General features: G+C 55.8%; 17 protein-coding genes and 1 other RNA gene. 11 read left to right on the forward strand and 7 right to left on the reverse strand.

Annotated features, from left to right (window positions below; all coding sequences use genetic code 11):
- Positions 1-20 precede the first annotated feature (20 nt).
- Both FGO67_RS17280 and FGO67_RS10515 read left to right on the forward strand, forming a co-directional pair.
- Entirely contained in the window at positions 21-1,118 is a 1,098-nt protein-coding gene (locus tag FGO67_RS17280) for a GNAT family N-acetyltransferase (protein ID WP_203300649.1), read from the forward strand.
- 44 nt (positions 1,119-1,162) lie between these two features.
- Positions 1,163-2,074, forward strand: coding sequence for a formyl transferase (locus FGO67_RS10515; protein ID WP_203300650.1), 912 nt, complete (start codon positions 1,163-1,165; stop codon positions 2,072-2,074).
- Between the two features lies 1 nt (position 2,075).
- On the opposite strand, the gene xrtA is transcribed toward FGO67_RS10515, so the two are convergent.
- The 7 genes from xrtA to FGO67_RS10550 form a co-directional block, all read right to left on the reverse strand.
- Positions 2,076-3,584: an exosortase A gene (gene xrtA / locus FGO67_RS10520; protein WP_203300651.1), complete on the reverse strand. Its 1,509-nt coding sequence runs from the start codon at positions 3,582-3,584 to the stop codon at positions 2,076-2,078.
- A 6-nt stretch (positions 3,585-3,590) separates the two neighbouring features.
- Entirely contained in the window at positions 3,591-6,290 is a 2,700-nt protein-coding gene (locus FGO67_RS10525; RefSeq protein ID WP_203300652.1) for a tetratricopeptide repeat protein, read from the reverse strand.
- Between the two features lie 42 nt (positions 6,291-6,332).
- Entirely contained in the window at positions 6,333-7,706 is a 1,374-nt protein-coding gene (gene prsR, locus FGO67_RS10530; RefSeq protein ID WP_203300653.1) for a PEP-CTERM-box response regulator transcription factor, read from the reverse strand.
- A 134-nt stretch (positions 7,707-7,840) separates the two neighbouring features.
- Positions 7,841-9,976: an XrtA/PEP-CTERM system histidine kinase PrsK gene (gene prsK / locus FGO67_RS10535; protein ID WP_203300654.1), complete on the reverse strand. Its 2,136-nt coding sequence runs from the start codon at positions 9,974-9,976 to the stop codon at positions 7,841-7,843.
- Between the two features lie 50 nt (positions 9,977-10,026).
- On the reverse strand, positions 10,027-10,974 hold the full coding sequence (locus tag FGO67_RS10540) for an SDR family oxidoreductase (protein WP_203300655.1): 948 nt from the start codon (positions 10,972-10,974) through the stop codon (positions 10,027-10,029).
- A complete protein-coding gene (locus FGO67_RS10545; RefSeq protein ID WP_203300656.1) occupies positions 10,974-11,789 on the reverse strand; it encodes a lysophospholipid acyltransferase family protein in 816 nt (271 codons plus the stop codon). The genes FGO67_RS10540 and FGO67_RS10545 overlap by 1 nt, the downstream gene beginning before the upstream one ends.
- Positions 11,790-11,826: 37 nt before the next feature.
- Positions 11,827-12,747, reverse strand: a complete 921-nt coding sequence (locus tag FGO67_RS10550; RefSeq protein WP_203300657.1) for a D-hexose-6-phosphate mutarotase — start codon at positions 12,745-12,747, stop codon at positions 11,827-11,829.
- Between the two features lie 116 nt (positions 12,748-12,863).
- On the opposite strand from FGO67_RS10550, the gene FGO67_RS10555 reads away from it, so the two are divergent.
- From FGO67_RS10555 to FGO67_RS10595, 9 genes are all read left to right on the forward strand, one after another.
- Complete coding sequence (locus FGO67_RS10555; RefSeq protein WP_203300658.1) at positions 12,864-13,610, forward strand: 2OG-Fe(II) oxygenase; 747 nt, start codon at positions 12,864-12,866, stop codon at positions 13,608-13,610.
- Positions 13,611-13,722: 112 nt separating this feature from the next.
- Positions 13,723-13,819, forward strand: an RNA gene (gene ffs / locus FGO67_RS10560) — signal recognition particle sRNA small type.
- A 166-nt stretch (positions 13,820-13,985) separates the two neighbouring features.
- On the forward strand, positions 13,986-15,974 hold the full coding sequence (dnaX, locus tag FGO67_RS10565) for a DNA polymerase III subunit gamma/tau (RefSeq protein WP_203300659.1): 1,989 nt from the start codon (positions 13,986-13,988) through the stop codon (positions 15,972-15,974).
- 4 nt (positions 15,975-15,978) lie between these two features.
- Positions 15,979-16,302, forward strand: coding sequence for a YbaB/EbfC family nucleoid-associated protein (locus tag FGO67_RS10570; protein WP_138441554.1), 324 nt, complete (start codon positions 15,979-15,981; stop codon positions 16,300-16,302).
- A 38-nt stretch (positions 16,303-16,340) separates the two neighbouring features.
- A complete protein-coding gene (gene recR / locus FGO67_RS10575) occupies positions 16,341-16,943 on the forward strand; it encodes a recombination mediator RecR (protein WP_203300660.1) in 603 nt (200 codons plus the stop codon).
- Between the two features lie 19 nt (positions 16,944-16,962).
- On the forward strand, positions 16,963-18,111 hold the full coding sequence (locus tag FGO67_RS10580) for a ribonuclease D (RefSeq protein WP_203300661.1): 1,149 nt from the start codon (positions 16,963-16,965) through the stop codon (positions 18,109-18,111).
- Positions 18,108-18,401, forward strand: a complete 294-nt coding sequence (locus FGO67_RS10585) for a YcgL domain-containing protein (RefSeq protein WP_203300662.1) — start codon at positions 18,108-18,110, stop codon at positions 18,399-18,401. The genes FGO67_RS10580 and FGO67_RS10585 overlap by 4 nt, the downstream gene beginning before the upstream one ends.
- Positions 18,398-18,844 carry a YcgN family cysteine cluster protein gene (locus FGO67_RS10590; protein ID WP_203300663.1) on the forward strand — a complete coding sequence of 149 codons (447 nt, stop codon included), beginning with the start codon at positions 18,398-18,400 and terminating at the stop codon, positions 18,842-18,844. The genes FGO67_RS10585 and FGO67_RS10590 overlap by 4 nt, the downstream gene beginning before the upstream one ends.
- Positions 18,844-19,188: a hypothetical protein gene (locus FGO67_RS10595; RefSeq protein ID WP_203300664.1), complete on the forward strand. Its 345-nt coding sequence runs from the start codon at positions 18,844-18,846 to the stop codon at positions 19,186-19,188. Before FGO67_RS10590 ends, FGO67_RS10595 begins: the two co-directional genes overlap by 1 nt.
- Positions 19,189-19,220 lie beyond the last annotated feature (32 nt).

Consider the following 19,220-nt stretch of genomic DNA (forward strand, 5'->3'; position numbering starts at 1 on the left):
CGACAGGAAAAACAAAGACTGTGGACTTATTCGTTGTCAGAAATGAGGAGGAGTTTGATCGAATTCAGCCCCAATGGGATGCCCTCATCGGAACATTGAGCCCGGCTCCGCTCCCTCTTACCCATAGCTGGTTGCGATCCTGGTGGAACGCTTTTTCAGATAACCTGAAAATGGAGTTCAGGTGCCTGTATAAAAACAATATCTTGGTGGGAGTGGCGCCCTTAGTCCGTTCCCGGGAGCGTTTCCGGGGTATCTCAGTGACAATGCTTAAGCTTGCGGCAAACGGCCATAGTCCGTATTCATCTGTTGTCATTGATACGTCACTGACGCCATCAGAGGTAGAAGAGGCGCTCCTGGCGTTAACTCATGTCGCGAGCAATGAGATAGCACTGTTCTTCAAAATTGGTGCCAACGACAATCTTGAACGTTTTCTCATGGACCGCTCGAGAAACGGCCATGCGAGGGTAGGGGAAAAGCCTAGCATCCGGACTCCAGTGGTGGAGATAGATCAAAGCTGGGACGATTTTTATCGTTCAAGGCCGAGAAGCCTGAAAAAAAGCCTCAACAACAAACTTAACCGCTTAAAGAAGGCTGGTGACTTTTCAATAGGGTGCGAAAAGCTTGTTCATGTTGATCAGCCCCTCATCGATGACTTGGTTGCTGTCTCCGCCCATAGCTGGAAATCCGCTGTCAAAAATGATCTCAGAAGTAACCTGAAGAGTCGTCGTTTTCTTTTGAATCTGGTGGAGGCCTTCGGCACGTCCGGTGCGCTGAACGCTTGGGTTGCAAGGTCCGGAGGCAAACCCGTGGCTTTTGAGCTCCATCTGGTGCACGACGAGGTCGTTTACCCTATCCGCGCCGATTATGATCAGGCATTCAAGGCCTTGTCGCCTGGCTCGGTACTGGAGTATTCCGCGCTGCGAAGCCTGTTCGAGCAAGGCGGGTACACACAGTACTACACCTGTGCCGACGACTACTGGTATCTGAGTAACTGGACGACCAACTATCGAGAGTTCTGTTCGGTCGAGGTTTTTGGTGACAGCGCAAAGGTGCGGGCACTGTATTGGTTGGAATATTCACTCATTCCACTTATCAAACGGGTAATCAGAACCGGCTAGAAGAAACATGGTTTGGAAAATACAGTCATAGGGAGGTGAGCTCAGTGCGCACACTGGTCGTGGTCAGTCCGGATAAGTCGGATGTATTTTTTGCTAATCAGTTGATGAAGTTCTTGAACGTGGTTGGGGTAGTTGTAGAGAATCAGACGCCTGAAAGAGATCGTTCATCGTTGGTTAAAAAAGCCGGCAAGTATCTGGCCAGCCCAGGAATCTTTATTCAGAAGAGTCTGGATGTGCTGGACCGCACTTTCCTTGAACCACGCCAGGCTTATAACCGCCCTGAGAACGCTCTGGATTTTGGCGATGAAGGGCGACGCCTTAGAGTTGGAGAGGGTGTTGAAGTGCTGCACACGGAGGGCGTGAACGCTATAAACGCTCCGGAATATCGAAAGTGGATGCAGAATCTTCGCCCTGATGTTATCGCGGTGTGTGGCGCATCGATCATGAAAGCCGAGCTTCTATCCATTCCGACGCACGGTGTCTTGAACCTTCACGGAGGCCTGTCTCAATTTTACCGCGGGCTATTCACAACGGACTGGGCCATTCACAACGGTGAGCCTGAGTGCGTGGGTGCGACGGTGCATTTCGTTTCAGAGGGAGTAGACGACGGTGATGTTGTCTATCAGGGCCGGCCAACGATCAGTGCCGAGGACAATCCGAATACCTTGTATGAGAAAGTGGTGAGATTGGGCGTACAGATGATGGTTCAGGCGGTCTCCGATTTGGAGCATCACCAATGCAATTCGGCGTCGCTCACGACGAAAGGTCGTCTGTATTTGAACGATATGTTCACTACCCGGGCTAAACGTAAAACCTGGCACCAATTGCAGGCTGGCCTGCTACCGAATTACCTTGCCAAGCAAGTCGAGCGAGACCAGCGGGTGGTAACTGCCTTGATCAACGACTTCTCGGGAAAGAACGACCTGGAAAAGAAGACGATAGCTTCGACACACTAAGCTAATTAACCGTCTGATTAAGAAAACGAGCGAAGGCCGCGCGTTGCTGTTCACATCCGGTACTCGAGCCGTCCACACAGCGACCGGCCAATGCCCAAAGTGCGCCCCGGCTGTCCCCGGTAATTTTCTTTAATGCTCCGGCGAGCTTTGCCTCAAGCCTTGAGGCTGTCAGGTGTCCGCCAACGTCGTACCACGACCAAATGATGACCCGCGAATCGTCTTCCGGCGTCCGAATCACCGTCTCAGCTACCTGGGTAGGTCGAATCGGGTGGGTAGTGGAAAAGGCGCGCTCCGTTACTGAAACCAGTTGCCACTCCGAGTCATCGAACAAGCGATTTTTATAGAAAATTAACTCCTTGTCCTGAGACTGATTTCTATATCCCGTGATCTGGAGCTGTACCTGTTCCAGGTCTCTCGACACATAGACGCCACCAAGATCAACATCGGGATTAGTGAACTGGGGGCTCCAGAAGTTGGCGTGTTTTAGTGGGCCTCGCCACTCTGGCACCTCTTTTACCAGCTCAGGATTCCAAGCCTTGGCAATTGCTTCGGTTTTTGCCTGCAGGGCAAGCGGCACCAGCGCTGGCCAGATGACCAGCACGGACGCAGCAGCAGGCCAAGCCAGGGACTTCCGACCAGACCTCACAGAAGAGGGCTTTCCCGCCTCGGACGGCTTAGTAGATTCGGAGCCGAGCTTGGCCTCAAGCTTTGATGACAAAAAGAACAGTGGAATTAAGGTAAAAATAACAAAAATGACCCAGCCAAACAGTTCGTGATCTTTGACCAGGGACGTTTCCATGTTGGTGTAGTGGCCCGCAGCAATGATGCCAAAAACTCTTATCCAGTTAGCCAGCATTGACAGAAGCCCGGCGGCAAGCACCAGCAGGATCTTTGATCGGATTAAGCGGTAATACAGTTGACCGTAAAACGCGCCTAAAAACAGTGCCACCATGAGGTACCGAACGCCACTGCAACCGTTCTCGACCAGAAAGGCGCCCACGTCAAGAACGATGAGAAATTCGTTGATCGTGGCTTTAATGTCAGCGAGTTGTAAAAACAGCGTATTGAAAAACACCGTGATGTGCTGAAGTAACGGAGAGAAGTCGTCCCAGATGGGTACCGCGAAAACCAGCAGTAAAACCGGCCCAGCCGCTGTCTCCAAAAAACCACGGCCCCAAATAGACCAGCCCCACAGCACGATCAGCACAGGGGTCAACAACAACCGGACGACCCGAATATCCGCTGCCTGAGCGATGAGCAACGTAACACTGGCTCCAGCAAGCAAAAGCAGTGCAACGGGGGAGCCTGTAACCGTCAGACTTCGTAGCGCGTGCCGCCTCTCATAGAGAAGGAACAATACACCGGCCAGAACCAGGTAACCGTGGGTGTAGATGATCGAGTCATACCAGAGGGTGAAGAAGTCCTGCCACTCGGCCCACAGGCCCAGCAACAGTATGGGTACCAGCACTATCCATCGGAATTGCGCTGACGAATGGGTGAGGGCGCTCATCGCTTACTAACCCTGAACACCAAACTTCTCCAGAATGCGTTGCGCAGCCGAGTTCATGCCCACTATGCGGTAGGCTTCGGCCAGATGCCTGGCGATTTCTTCTGAATCGGGCTGAAGTTCGTGGGCCTTTTCGAGTACGGGAACGCTCGCCCGATGGTTACCGGCCTTAAGCATGATCCAGCCATAGGTATCGGCAATGGCGGCGTTGTCGGGGCTGAGCTCGTAGGCGCGCTCGGCCAGCTCCACCGCCCGTTCATCACCCGCCTTGTGGTAAAGCCATGCCAGATTGTTTAACACCACGGTATTGTCGGGCATGGCAGCGAGCAAGGTTTCGTAATTGGCCTGAGCGCGTTGTTCTTGGCCACTGGACTGCTGGAGTAAAGCCAGGTTCAGGCGTAGCTGGAGGTTGTTCGGCGTTGCCTGAAGTTCCTTCTCCAGGAAGGTGAGAGCCTCCTCCGATTTTCCAGAGCGCTGCAGATTTCTGACATAGCCGGTAATGATCTCAGCATTGGTTTTTTTTGCGAGAGCCTCCCGGAAGCTTTGTGCGGCTTGTTCATAGTCTGCTTCACGCTCATGAAATGCAGCCTCCAGGAGGTAGGGGCCCGGTGACAGGGGGTGCTGCTTCTTGGTCTCGTCGAGCAGGGTCGTTGCAGCCTCGGTGTTGCCCGCATCCAAAGCCTGCCTGGCGGCTAAAAGGCTGATGCGCTCATGGTCAGGAAACAGCACCTGTGCTCGCTTGAGCACAGTGTCGGCATTGTCAGTTTTACCGTTATTACGCAGGTTCGACGTAGCATTGCCATACACGCCTGCCACCAGTTCGGAAGCCGGTGCGGGCGTCGTTTCGTCGGACCGTTCGAGTAACGAGGCCGTCAACTGATCGGCCACGTCCGTGTTGTTTTCGAGAAGGGCTATTTCCAAAAGTATAAGGCGTGGTCCCGTGGCATCTGGATGGTCTTCGAGAACGGATCTCATGAACTTCTCAGTGTCTTCCCGCTCCTGCACGGAAAGCAGCCCTTGCAACGCCGCTGCGTTGTCTGGAGCGAGCCGGACCCCCGCCTGGAACTGTCGTAGCGCCTCGGCTTGGTCATTCTGGATCAGGGCGAGCTGACCTAATGCTACTATCGGCTCAACGGCTTCTGGAGCCTTGCGTTGTGCGGTCAGAAAGTACTGCCGGGCCTGATCAGGTTCTCCCGCCGTTAGGGCGAGATTGCCCCGAGTGAGCCTGGCCTGGATGCTGTCGACATCGTCCTTGACCCAGCGCTCCGCAGCTTCAACGGCCGCTGTCATGTCGTCAGCTCGAGCGTAAACCTGGATTAACACCTGGCGGGCCTGATCGAGTTTCGGTGCGTGCTGCCTGACATGACCTGCCTGAGTAATGGCCCTTTGATGTTCGCCGCGTTGGCTGAGATAGCCTGCGTAACGCAGGCGGAGCTCATGATTGTCCGGATTGATGCTGAGCGCCTTCTCCATCAGCGCTTCACCGGTTTCTGCATCGCCATTTTCCAACGCAGCGATGGCTACAAGGGTAAGAATTTCGGGATCGGAATCGCCGTTTTCCAGTTCCGCCAAGGTCGATTGCGCCCCTTGCGGATTTCCCATTTGGAGCAGGGTGGCGGCCAGCATCTTGCTGGCAATATCTGAGTCGCCCATGCGGGCAATGGGCTCAAGTAACTGGTGTGCTTCCTCGGGGCGACCTTGACGAAAACGAACCAAACCGAGCATTAGAACGGTCTGCTCGTGTTGTGGAACCTGGGCCAGGATTTCATTCAGATAGCGCTCTGCCTTGGCCAGATCTTTATTTCGCAAGGCTTCTTCTGCCGCGATCAGGTTGCTGCGAATTTTTCCGGGGGGAGATTTGGCAAGAATTTCTTCATACACGAACGCTTCAGAGAACTTGCTTTGGGCTCGCAATACATAGATCAGCGCCGAGATGGTGGTGTATTTCTGTGCAGTCATGACATCGTACTGCCCAATATCCTCTAAAGCTCGGATGTAGGCGTCTTCCGCTTTTTCCCAATCCTCATCGGCGTGAGCGAGCTGGGCCTTCCACAGCCATAATTCCGCGTTGTCGCGATTCAGCTCTTCTGCTTTTGCAATATGTTGTCGGGCAGCGCTCTGATCCCCTTGCGCAAGAGCGATCTTGGAAAGGCCAATCAGCGCTTCAACCGAGCCGGAGGCGGTAGAGTTTGCTTGCGCATACGCCGACCGAGCCAGTTCGGGTTTGCCGGCAGCCAGATGTACATGACCCCGTAGCAAAATAGCTTTGGTTTCAACCGACTCTGAAAGCTGCGACAGTTTGTCCAGTGCGGCCAGCGCCTCGTCGTATTTGGCTTGCCGAAGCTTTGCTTCCGCAAGGATCAGATGGGCGCGGTTGGTGACGGAGGAGTCGTGCTCCTGACCGGAAGCGGTCTCCATCAAGCGTTTGACCTGTCGCTCCGCATTAACCGCATCACCCGCCGTGAGCAGGTTGTCAATAATGAGAAAGTACGGCTCGATATTGTTAGGCTGCAGTTCAATGGCGCTTCGGGCTTCCTGGGTGCTGGCCTTGAGTTCACCCTGTCGCTGATAAAATCGGGATTGGTCCAGATGGCTCCGGTACTGAATGTCTTTCTGGCTCATGTCCTTGTCTTCACCGCTACATCCGGCAAGCGCCAGCGTCACGATGAACGGGAGAAGGAAGGTGCGTACTGATACCGCTGATTTCATGGCCCTGGTCCTTTTGGGGTCTTATTATAAACGTCCAGATGTTCAGGTTTTCGCCGGCTCGGCCGAGGTTTCGATCCGGTATTTGTCGGTCAGGTTGTACAGGGTGGGGCGAGTGACGCCGAGTAGGCGCGATGTCTGTGCAATATTGAAATTGCAGGTGCGCAGCGCCTGTACGATCGCATGACGTTCCGCGTTTTCACGTACCTGTCTTAAATTGAGCTGATGATCCTGGGCGGTATGTTCGCTCGGCAGTTCCAGATCTTCGGCGGTCACCCGCTTGCCATCCGCCATAATGGTGGCCCGTTTGATCTTGTTGATCATCTCGCGAACGTTGCCGGGCCAGGCATAGCTGTTGATGGCATCTACGGCGTCCTCCGAGAAGCAAAGGCCCGGGCGCTCCATTTGTTTGCCCAGACTTTTTAGCAAAGACTGGGCAATTACCGCTGCATCGCCCTCGCGCTCCCGAACGGCAGGGACTTCCAGGGTGATTTCGCTGATTCTGTAATACAGGTCTTCGCGGAAATCCCCGCTGTCGATCAGCGATTTGACGTCCCGGTGTGTGGCACAAACCACCCGCACGTCCACAGGAATCGGCTGCACAGAACCAACCCGGTCAACCAGGCGCTCCTGGAGGAACCGCAGGAGCTTGGCCTGAAGCGCCATCGGCATGTCGCCAATTTCGTCCAAGAAAAGGGTGCCACCGTTAGCGCTCTCGATTTTGCCTTTCTTGGAATGCGTGGCGCCGGTGAAGGAGCCCTTTTCAAACCCGAACAGTTCGCTTTCAAGCAGGTTTTCGGGAATGGCGGCACAGTTGATAGCAGCGAAAGGCTTTTGTCCACGCTGGCTCAGGTCATGAATGGCGCGTGCCAGCAGTTCTTTGCCAGTCCCGGTCTCGCCGGTGATCAGTGTGGTGACGTCGGTGGGAGCGACTTTTTCAAGAGTGCGACAAATGGCGAGCATTTGAGGACTGGCGGCCACAATGCCCTTGATGTTGGTGCCATTGCGATGACTGGTCAGATCCTGGTTTTCTCGTTCAAGTTCAGCAAGCCGAAACGCTCGGTGAACCACAAAGGTAAGAATGTCGGCATCCAGGGGCTTCTGGTAAAAATCGCAGGCGCCCATGCCAATCGCTTTGACTGCGTTTTCCTTGTCTTCGCGACCGGTTACAACGATGACTTTGGTCATCGGAGCCAGGCGCAAAATCTCTTCGAGCAATGCGAAGCCTGCGGTGGCCCCGCCCGGATCGGGGGGGAGCCCAAGATCGAGGGTTACCACATCGGGTTCCGAGCGACGCAGTGCCGCCAGCGCCGACTCCCGGTCGGAGGCGACCGTGATATCCAGCTCCTCGCTGAAACACCAGCGCATTTGGCTCTGCAAGCCTGGATCATCCTCTACGATTAAGAGTCGTCTAGTCACGCCAGAAACAATTCCCTTGTTTATCTACCCTGTGAAAATAGCGACGCCTTATTCCGTTGGCATCCTGTGCTTAATTTTTAACTGAACATTGACGCTTTGCAACGTAAAGTCCAAATGTTAATGCGAAACGCCTACTAATTGGCGTTTTTCCTGGGCGGTACCGGCATGGTTTCGGTGAGCACTTGGGATTGCGGAGCTGGTTTGGTTTGCGCCTCGGCCAACGGAATCCGAACCGAGAAGCAAGAGCCGACGCCCGGTTCGCTGGTAACGTCGATACTGCCACCCAGCTTCTGCACATACTCCCGCGCCTGAAAAGCGCCTATGCCCATTCCAGTCAGCCCCTTGGTACTTTCGAATGGCTTAAACAGCTGACAGTTAATAAATTCTTCGGTCATTCCACATCCGGAGTCGTGAATAAACAGCACCACATTGCCTCGGGCTATTTTTAAGGACAGGGTGATTTCGCCTTCCGGTGGCGTGGCGTCCTTGGCGTTTTGGATGAGGTGGCCCAAAACGCTGCGCAGCTGTTCCTCATCGGCCAACACCACCGCCTGAGGCGTCTTGCCTTCCAGGCGGGGCCTGGGCGGAGTCAGACTGTAGTGCTCCAACAGGCTGACCACCAGGCTGGTCAGGTCCAGTGGCTCCTGTTCTCCCTCATCCTCAGGGGAGGGCCGGCGCATATGGCCGACCAGGTTCGACATCTTCCTGACCGCGTGGTCGGTAGTGTCGATCATATCGTCTATAAAGGCCGGGTTATGTCGATGCTTGGGGGCATTCTTGACCAGAAGAGACAATTGAGAAATGACGGTCTTGAGGTCGTGAATCATAAATGCCGAGGCTTTGCTGACGGCTTCGAACTGCATGGCCCGTGACAGCCGATGCTGGGCATCCGCCTGGGCGAGGAGGTTGCAGGTCTGCCGGGCGACGACTTTTACCAGGTCGAAGTTTTCCCAGTTCAGCTCGACCTGCGCGTAAGGTGCACCGACCATCGCAATACCGTAGAGCTCGTTGTCGAGGTAGAGCGGAATCACCAGCCAGGCGTCGGGTATGTTGGCGATCGCCTCGGGAATTTCGAGCAGATCATAGGCCACGGGATCGGCGCGGTATTCCTGCAGGTTCACGATCCAGTCCCGATGGTTAAACAGACGAACCAAATCGGAATTCGATTCGATGTCGGTGTATTTGCCAATCGGCGTGTTGACCGACGCTTTCAGGGTGAAGCTCCCCCGATCATCTTTTAACCAGATTGCCCCGGAGTTGCTTTCGACCAGGCCGGCGAGAATCCTCGTCACTCGCTCCGGTAGAGGGGGATCATCGCTGAGATTGGCCAGTTCTCGGGTCATTTTTAGCCATTCTTCGCGGTAGTCGTATTTGTAGTCGAAAAAGTTCTTGCTGATTCGCACCATCAACTTGGCCCGAATCCGACGGGAGAGAACCAGGGTGGCCAGGAACGCCAGAGAAATGGTGAAGAACAGTACCTGCAGCGCGTCGCCCCAGTCGCCTCCGAGTACCCGGACATAATAGCCACCTACCGCCAGGCAAAGCAGGTAGCCGCCAGCGAACACCAGGGTGCCGGCGTGAAAAACCGCGGATCGGGAAAGCTGAAAGTCGACCGGTTGTTTGCGGGTGTTTATGACGTTGATCGCGAACAGAGGAACCAGTAAGGCATTCACAAACCCACGAGCATTCCAGAACGAATCGGATACCTGGCCAAATAACAGCGCATCGGCATACATGAAGAAGTCAAAAGCGAACAGGGTGGCAACGCCGATGCACAGGTATTTCATACTGGATCGGCCGAATCCTGGAGAGTTCCGCCAGATCTGTTCGACCAGGGACAGCCCAAGCAACGACAACGCAATCTGGCCCAGGAGTCTGGTCTTACCGCTCAGGATGGAGAGGCCAAACACGTACTCCAGCATCCCGAAGCCCACCAGAAGCACCAGCAGGACAACCGTCGAAACACCCAGTATTTTTTTAAGCTGGCCGGTCAGGCTGCCTTGGCGGAACGAGTTCCTGAGCATTGCGAACAGGAGAAGAATCCAGGCGCTGTATCTCAGGAGTTCCAGGAGATAGCGGATGAAGAAGCTCGGGAAGCCCCAGAAACTCTGAACGATCAGCGCCGTAGACCAGAGGGTGGTCACGATCGCCGCGAGAAACAGGGCCCGGTCGATGTCTCGCCGGGTGTAACGCGTCACCACAAGCACTGCTAGCATCCCGAAGGTCAGGGCGGCCGCTACGTGGCTTATCACACTGAAGTCGCTTAGCATCTCTCGCATCCTGCGTGAGTGTCCGCTGATCCCTGACGGTTGGGCCTGCGCTAAACCGGTTTCTTGTTTTCTTTGTAAAACCGGAAAATGTCCTTGAGCTGCCGCTTTGGCTTAAAACCAAACTCGTTCGCGAATGCCCTGCCGTCGATAACTACAGGATACTTGAAAAATGCCATCAGGTACGACGGAAAACTTCTCAGTTTCAGCGTGCGCAGAATCATGGCCGGAAGAATCGGTGGAACCGAAGGGATTGGCAGGCTCTTACAGTGACAGAGTTTCAGCGCGTGTTGATAGGCAACCCAGTCCTGAGGGGCGACATTGAAGACGCCACGTGTCGGCTTTTTATAGGCCAGCACAATGGCGTCGGCCATGTCGTCGATGTGGATAAATTGCATCATCGGTGAAAAGCCTGCCAATACCGGAGCTCGCTGGCTTGCCAGAAGCGTGCTCATGGCGTTCCTGACGCCGGGGCCAACGATGTTGCAGGGCCTGAGAATCGAGATGTTCAGTTCCGGGTAGCGCCAGAGGTAGATATTGGCCAGATTTTCCAGCTCGACTGAATCGATCAGATCGGAGCTAAGCCCGGCGCTCTTGAGAGGAGCCGACTCGTCGATCAGGGCAGGGTTGTAGGCTACTGCGCCGTAGACGTGGTAAGTCGACAACACCACAACTCGCTTGATGCCGTATTTTAGGCTCAGGTCGAGCAGTTTCTGGGTTCCAAGGACGTTGGCGTTGTATCGGCGCATTCGGGTGAGCTGGCTCGACATGATCCGTCCGAGGTGGATGACGCCGTCGAACTCGTAGCGGCGAAAAAGGTCCTCGAAAACCCGCTTATTGAAATCGATGCAGTAGCTAGGGATATCGTCGCCCAGGTAAACCTGCTCGCGGAAATCGACCGCAACCAGGTCGCAATGATTACGAAGCTGTTTTATGACCTGTTGCGCCAGGGCGCCGGCGGCACCAGTGACGAGAATGTGAGGTCTGCGATTCTGGGTCATTAGAAAAGCCTTTTCCGTTCGCTCAAGCCTTTGTCAATCAGTCGGCTAATTTCTGCCTTTACTTTTTCAACGCGCTCCGTGACTTGCTCCTCAGGAATTTCGAGGTCGTCAAAGTACATTGGGTCGCCAAAATTGAGGTGAACCTTGGCTGGCAGCACCACCGGCAGTGCCAGAGGGGCGTATGGAATCCCCAGGGCTTTGGCAAGCGGTTTAATGTTGGCAATCGCAGGGATGGTCTCCTCGCATCCGACCACGCCTACCGGGACAATCGGGGCGTTGTATTTCATGGCCAGATGCATGAACCCACTGCCAAACCGTTTGAGTTCGTAGCGATCTCGGTAGAGTTTCCCGGAGCCGCGAATACCCTCGGGGAAAACGATTACCGCTTCCTCGTTAGCCAGCATTTTGGCGCAGTTGACCGGGTCGCCGAGGACCGCGCCAACCTCGTTGAGCAGGTTTCCGAGCCAGGGCACGGTGGGGAAGAAGCGCTCAATCATGGCGCGGGGCATGCGTGGGGAGTTTTTCCGGGACGCAAGTGCGTAGCCAATAAGTATGCCGTCGATGGGGAGCTGGCCGCTGTGGTTCGCGATGATCAGTACCGGACCCTTGGCGGGGATTTTCTCAACCCCATGGGCCTGAACCCGAAAGTATTTCTCGTAAATCTGCTTGGTCAATGCGAGGCCGTATTTTACCGCCTCATTGTTATAGCCCCACGGGTCGTACCCAAGCGATCCAATAGGCTTGCGAATACGATTCACTTGTTGTTCAAGCTCTGCAGGCACCAGCCTGGACTTAATAAACGACGCCAGACTCATGCTGACTCCCTGTTTGCTAGCGGATTAAATACTGGGATCAGGCGCGGCCGATCAGAACTCCCAGCGTATGGCTCTGGCCTTCATTAAGCACGCGGTAGTCGCCACTGGCATTGGCAGTTTCGACGCAGAGCATGTTTTTCCAGGCCTCGTCGCGAAAGTCGGAGAGTGTCGCGGCCTTGGCTGGGCCGGGGTTCCAGACCACCGTTGAATCGCTGCCCACTGAGGAGAGCTTGCGCTTGCCCGAAGGAGTCACAATGGTCATGGGCGCTCCGCTCTCATAAATCCGGTCGGTTTCGCCCTCGAAATAGACGGCCCCTTCCTGCCAGCAGTATTCCCAATCACGAAGCGTATCAATGTAATGACTATCGCCCAGCCCCAGCACCCGGCTGCGCCCGACGTCAGCCGTTGGAAAATAGCTGTGCAGGGCCTGGCTAAAGGCCAGCGGGTGGCTGCTCATGTTGGTGGTGGTCAGTGCCACTTGGCATCCCCGGATGGAAAAGCTGAAGGTGATGAGAGCAAGAGCGTGGCCACTCCAGAGGTCATGGAAGTCTTCATTGGCGTCCAGCGAGAGGCTGATTTCCACCTCGTGGGCGCTTTCTCGCACGTCTTCGAGCTTCCAGAGGGAGGTGCGGGCGAAACCATGGGCCTTGTCGGTGTGAATGCGCTTCCGGACCTCCGGGGCATTCCTGGCCGGGTCACCAAACCAGGGCCAGCACACCGGCACGCCGCCACGAATGGCGCGGCCCGGTTCCATGCGGGCAGTATCGCTGCACCACAGCCAGTCAGGTTCGTCCTTCGGGGCGAAATGGGTCAGATGCGCACCTTGTAGGAACAACGTGGCGCTGAAGAGTGGGTGATTTACGTCCAGCGCTTCCAGTTGTCCAATGGTGCGCCATCGGGTAAAGGACCATTGGCCCGGAGAAAGGGAAAGTGGCGGTCGGTTACTGCTCTCAGACATGGCGTGTTTCAGAGACTCCTGAGTTAACGGTATTTGCCTATACAGAGAGTAAATTAAATCTCCCGCCCCGGCGAGAATTCCGCATAGAATATGGCCAAATGTTCAGGAAGCAGTCAATGGAACACTCGGTTGTTATTGCCCTTAAAGACCAACACTTTGAACCTGCCGGTTCCATTGTTGAGGCGATTGCCAGCGGCGGCGAACTTGCCGGGCTGACTCCTGGCAATGTCGATCCGGTATCCGGTCATTGGCTTGACGAGTTGGCCGACGGTTTAAGTGAGCACGGCTGGATGACGCTCGATGTTGCCGGTGTGCTCGGCCGCCCGCTGTTGGCCAGCCTGGTCTCGGAAGTCGGGTTGCTGGACAAGTCCGACGCCATGAAAAAAGCAGGTATCGGCCGTGGCACCGACCTGACCCGGGATCGCTCTGTTCGCCGGGATCGGATTGTCTGGTTGCAGGGCATCACCGCGCCTCAAGCTGCGTTGTTCAATTTCTTCGAGACCATTCAGGCCGGGCTCAATCAGCGTCTGTTCCTTGGACTGAAGCGCTTTGAAGCCCACTACGCTACTTATCAGGCAGGTGACTTTTACAAAAAGCACCTGGACAGCTTTCAGGGGCGAGCATCACGAGTTATCAGTCTGGTGCTGTACCTTAACGAAAGCTGGCGGCCAGAGGAGGGCGGTGAATTGCAGGTGTTCAACCGGGAAAACGATAACGAGGTCTGTGCCCAGGTTGTGCCCGAGGCGGGTCGGATTGCGGTATTCCTGAGCGAAGAAATTCCCCACGAGGTGTTGCCCGCACATCGCACCCGGCACAGCATTGCCTGCTGGTTCCGGCAGGATGAAGTGCCACTGCCGCTCTAGGAAAAAAGCTTTCACTCCAGGCTAGCCGAATTGGCGTTGTAGTCGGCAAACCCATTTGATACTATGCGCGCCGCTTTGAGGGAATTATCCCGAAGCGACGTTATGGTGGCCCCATTGGTGCCTCCGCAACATGAAACCGTGAACTCGGTCAGGCCCGGAAGGGAGCAGCCGCAGCGGTGGAATTGTGTGCCGGAGTGTCGCTGGTGGGGTCACCCCCAGATTTCTCCCTCTCCCGTTATATTCAATCCCCGAATTAGTCTTGCTCTCCGCACGCTGAAAGGCGTTGTTGCGGTGTTTTCTGTGGTTGATCTGTGCTTCTTCTCAAGTTGGGTCCATGCTAAGGTTAAGCCCGTTTTTAACAGCAGTTGGCGGAACATGAGCTACCAGGTACTTGCCCGAAAATGGCGCCCACGCACCTTTGAAGACATGGTGGGCCAGGAACACGTGCTGCAGGCGTTAATCCACGCGCTGGAGAGCCAGCGTCTGCACCATGCCTATCTGTTCACCGGAACCCGTGGTGTCGGTAAAACCACCATCGGCCGGCTGCTGGCCCGGTGCCTGAATTGTGAAACAGGAATTACGCCCCGGCCCTGTGGTGAATGTTCAAGCTGCACCGAGATCCAGGAAGGTCGATTTGTCGACCTGATCGAAATTGACGCCGCCTCCCGGACTGGTGTCGATGATATGCGTGAGCTGACCGACAACGTGCAATACGCGCCCACTCGTGGCCGCTACAAGGTGTACCTCATTGACGAGGTTCACATGCTCACCAACCAGTCGTTCAACGCGTTCCTGAAAACGCTGGAGGAGCCCCCCGAACACGTCAAGTTCCTGCTGGCCACCACCGATCCGCAAAAACTGCCGGTAACGGTGTTGTCCCGTTGCTTGCAGTTTAATCTCAAGCGAATGACCCCCGAGCACATTGCCGGCCACCTGAAATACGTACTGGGCCAGGAACAGATTCCGTTTGAAGATCCTGCGCTGTGGCTGCTTGCGCGTGCAGCAGATGGCAGTATGCGCGATGCGCTGAGTCTTACCGATCAGGCGATTGCCTTTGGGAACCAGAAGCTTGCTGCCAGCGATGTCAGTAATATGCTGGGAACCATCGACCAGCGTGACATAGAGCGACTGGTCAGTGCCCTGGTTGAGCGAGATGGCCCCGGCCTGCTGTCAGAAATAAACCGAATTTCTGACTTTGCGCCGGACTACGGCAATATTCTTGCCGACCTCCTGTCGCTGTTCCACCGGGTGACCATGGAGCAGGTAGTCCCTGGCAGCGCTGACAACGCGTTGGGGGATGCCGCTGAGGTTCAAGCCCTTGCCCGTCAGTTAAGCGCGGAGGACGCCCAGCTTTTCTACCAGGCTGCGTTGATGGGCCGGAAGGATTTGACGATTACACCGGACGCCAGAATGGGCTTTGAAATGACCCTGCTCAGAATGCTGGCATTTCGTCCCGGTGCTGATCGTCGTGAGCCGCCGGCAGTCAGTTCGTCCACCCCGACTGGTTCCAAAGAGCCCCACGACGAACCCGACCCCGCACGATCATCCAGTGCCGGAGCCGGGCAGCAGAGCGCTGCGCAGAAGTCAGAACCAGAGATCAGTGCTGCTGATCAAGCCGCTCCTGAGCCCGTTACCGAGTCGTTGGCTGCACCTGAGACATCTCCTCAGCCTGAGCAGCCAGAAAACCACCAAGATGCTGCTGAGCCAGGGCCGCAGTCAGAGACCGGCTCGGAGTATCTGGCAGAGACCGCGCCTGAACCCGAGTCGTCGGATGATGCCTGGTTGGCCAGCCTTGACGCTCAGGCGCCCGATATCGACTCCCCTGATCAGGATCTTCGGTATGACCAACCCCCGGCCACAAGCCCAGAGACAGCGTCGGAGCCGGAGCAACAAACACAGCCGCTTGAAGTTCCCGTGGCAGAGCCTGCTGCACCAGGCCCAGAACCGGTTACGGCACCTGAGCTGGGCACTGATGGTGAGCTTGTCTGGGAGCGGGATTTTCGCTCACTGGAAATAGTCGGTATGCCTGGGAATCTTGCCAGTCACGGCGCCTTGGCCTGGGACGGTAACACGGCGGTATTGACCATTGACGATGGCCACGCGCGTCTGCTCAACGCCCGGCATGAAGAAAAAATCCTGGCTGGGTTGAGAAGTCGGTTTGGCGATGCCACTGAATTAAAGATTGAACCGGGCAATCCCGGGCCGCATACGCCAGCCGCCTACGAAGAGCGCCAGCGTAAGGCGCGTCAGCAAGCGGCCGAAGAGGCGATCCGTAAGGATCCGGCGGTAAAGTCCATCGTTGAACGATTTGAGGCGCGGGTAGTCGAAGACAGTATCCGGCCAATTGAGACAAGCAGGAGATAGCGACATGATGAACAATATGGGCGACATGATGAAAAAAGCCCAGAAGATGCAGGAAGAAATGCAGAAGGCCCAGGAAGAAATCGCCAAGGCGGAAGTAACCGGCGAATCTGGCGCAGGTCTGGTTAAAGTCACCATGAATGGTCGTCACGACGTTCGTCAGGTGCAGATTGATCCTTCGCTGATGTCAGAAGAAAAGGAAATTCTTGAAGACCTGCTGGCAGCCGCCGTGAACGATGCGGTGCGTCGGGTTGAAGCGAATCAGAAAGAAAAAATGTCCGGGATGATGTCGGGCATGGGCATGCCTCCGGGCTTCAAGATGCCGTTCTGAGATCGGATCGACCCCTGAACTCAATTTGAGGACGTTTCATGGCATTCAGCCCACTGGTTGACGAGCTGGTCGAATCGCTCCGGTGTTTGCCCGGTGTAGGTCAGAAAACCGCCCAGCGCATGGCCTTTCACCTGTTGGAGCGGGGACGCTCCGGTGGCAGCCGTTTATCTGATGCTCTGAGCAACGCCATGACCGGCGTTCGCCGGTGCAACAGCTGTCAGAATTTTGCAGACACCGAAGTCTGCGGGATCTGTGACAACGGCGCCCGCCGCACCGGTACTCTGTGTGTCGTTGAAAGCCCCTCGGACCTGCTGGCGATCGAGCAAGCTGGCGACTACCGCGGCGGTTACTTCGTGCTAATGGGGCACCTGTCACCCATTGACGGCGTTGGCCCTGAAGAAATCGGTATTGAACGCTTGCTGGAGCGGGTCAACCAGGAAGGGGTTAGCGAGCTTATTCTCGCGACCAATCCGACCGTGGAAGGTGAGGCAACAGCACACTACATTGCCGATCGCCTGGATGGCCGCGATATCCTGATCACCCGTTTGGCCCACGGTATACCGGTGGGTGGCGAACTGGGTTACGTCGACGGTTTCACGCTGACTCATGCCTTCCGCGGCCGCAAGCCGCTCTCCGAATAAATCATCACCAGGTTACCTTATGACATCTCCAAGCCCGGCTGTTGAAGTCCCGCCAGCTCCTGACAGGATTAACTGGATTACCGAGCCGTCGGCACTGGACGAATGGCTGGAGGGGATCGGGGATAGCCTGCTGGCGCTGGATACGGAGTTCGAGCGGGTAAACACTTTTTACCCGATCCCAGGGCTGGTGCAGCTCGGTTACGATGATAACTTCTGTCTGGTGGACCCCGATGTGGCCGAAGCGTCGGTACGGTTCAAAGAGCTTCTGGCGGACCCGAAGACACCCAAGCTGCTGTACGCCATGAGTGAAGACCTTGAGCTTTTCAGGCACTGGCTGGGCATTTTTCCGAAGGGCGTTATCGATCTTCAGATTGGTGCAGCGCTGGCTGGGGCCGGTTTCTCCCTCGGCTATGCCCGGCTGGTGGAAAGCCTGTTTGGCGAAACACTCGACAAGTCGGTGACGCGCTCCGACTGGCTGGCAAGGCCCCTCAGCGAAGCCCAGCAGCGCTACGCCGTGGACGACATTCGCTTCCTCGAGCCTATGTACCAGTGGCTGCTCGCGGGGCTAGAGGAGCGGGGGTTGGTGTATGCCCTGAGCGAAGAATCCAGCCGGTTCGCCGATGAGCTCGCGTCTCAGGACAACCCCGAGAATCACTATCTCAAGTTGCGGGGCGGCTGGACTTTAACCACCCAGCAGCAAGGCGTACTTCGCGAATTGGCTCAATGGCGCGAACAGGAATGCCAGCGCCAGGACCGGCCCCGGAATCGGGTCTTTGCCGATGCCCTGTTGATTGCAGTGGCAGAGCACATGCCTCAATCTCGTGCAGCATTGTCGAACATACAGGGTGTGCCATCCGGGGCAGTTCGTCGCTATGGCGATGTGTTGCTACAACTTGTTGAGGTGGGCCGTGCTGCGGATAATTCCAACCTTGAGCGCATTGCGCCGCCACTGACGCGAGATCAACAGGCCTTTTTCAAGCAGTTAAAACGTCAATTTAAAAGCGCGGCAGAAGCTGCTGATATTCCAATAGAAATTCTGGCACCAAGAAAGCGCCTCGAAAAAGTTGTCCAGGAACGGAGTCTGGCCGGGCACGTGTTTTTTCAGGGATGGCGAGAACAGATCCTGGCACCGGTCCGGGCGGATATTGAGGAATTGCTGAGATCATGAAAGAAAGAGAATTTGTGTCTGTATTTCGCAGCAGCAAAAAGCGGGATACCTATCTTTTCGTACGCCGCGGTCAGGATTGGAATGGCCTGCCGGAAAGTCTGAGAACGGTGTTTGGCCAACCGGTACACTCCATGGACCTGATTCTGACGCCGGACCGAAAGCTGGCCCGGACCTCGGGTGAACAGGTACTTGCAGCGCTTGAAGAGAAAGACTTCTTCCTGCAAATGCCGGAAGAGCACGACGGTTACGTCGTGGATTTCAAGAAGAAGATAGAGCCTCGCGATTCATGATTGCGCAGATTCCCTTCTGGCAGCGAAAGCGTCTGGACGAGATGACCCTGGCAGAATGGGAATCCCTGTGTGACGGTTGCGGTAAATGTTGCCTCAACAAACTCCAGGATGAGGACACTGACGAGGTCTACCATACCGACCTGGTTTGCCGCTACATGGACCAGCAGAACTGTCACTGCACAGTCTACTCGGAGCGGCTGAAAAAAGTGCCGGGTTGCACCGTGCTGACACCGGACACGGTAAACGACTACCATTGGTTGCCCCAGACTTGCGCCTATCGCACTCTGGCTGAAGGCCGCCCGCTAGCGGACTGGCACCCATTAAGGAGCGGCGATCCGACAACGGTGCATCAGGCAGGGGTTTCAATCCGTGACAAGGTCGTCTCGGAAGCCCAGGTGCCTGAAGATCAATGGGAAGAACACATCATTCATTGGATACTGTAATGATCGATACTGACGCACAAGTGGCCTACGGGATTTTCTGGTCCGCCTACGCAATTGCCTTCGTTGTGTTTTTTTACATGATGAAGCAGTTGTTCCGATACCTGCCTCTGTACGGCGTTAGGACGCTGTTGTCCGCAGCGCTGGTGGCGTTACTGCTTACCCCGGTGGAGTCGCCAGAGCTTGCAGACTGGTGGATCCCGGCGTGGCTGTACGGCGGCTATGAATTGGTGCTTGGTGAAACGGAGGCCGCTGGCCGGGCTCTGTTCAATCTCGGCATTGCCGGCCTGGTGATGCTACTGGTATGGATACTGGATCTCGTTCGCTATCGTCTGGTTCGACGCTAGCGGAGGGGCCAACAAAAAAACGGATAATGCCT

The organism is Marinobacter sediminum, from assembly GCF_016820575.1.
In the GTDB taxonomy this organism is placed as follows: domain Bacteria; phylum Pseudomonadota; class Gammaproteobacteria; order Pseudomonadales; family Oleiphilaceae; genus Marinobacter; species Marinobacter sediminum.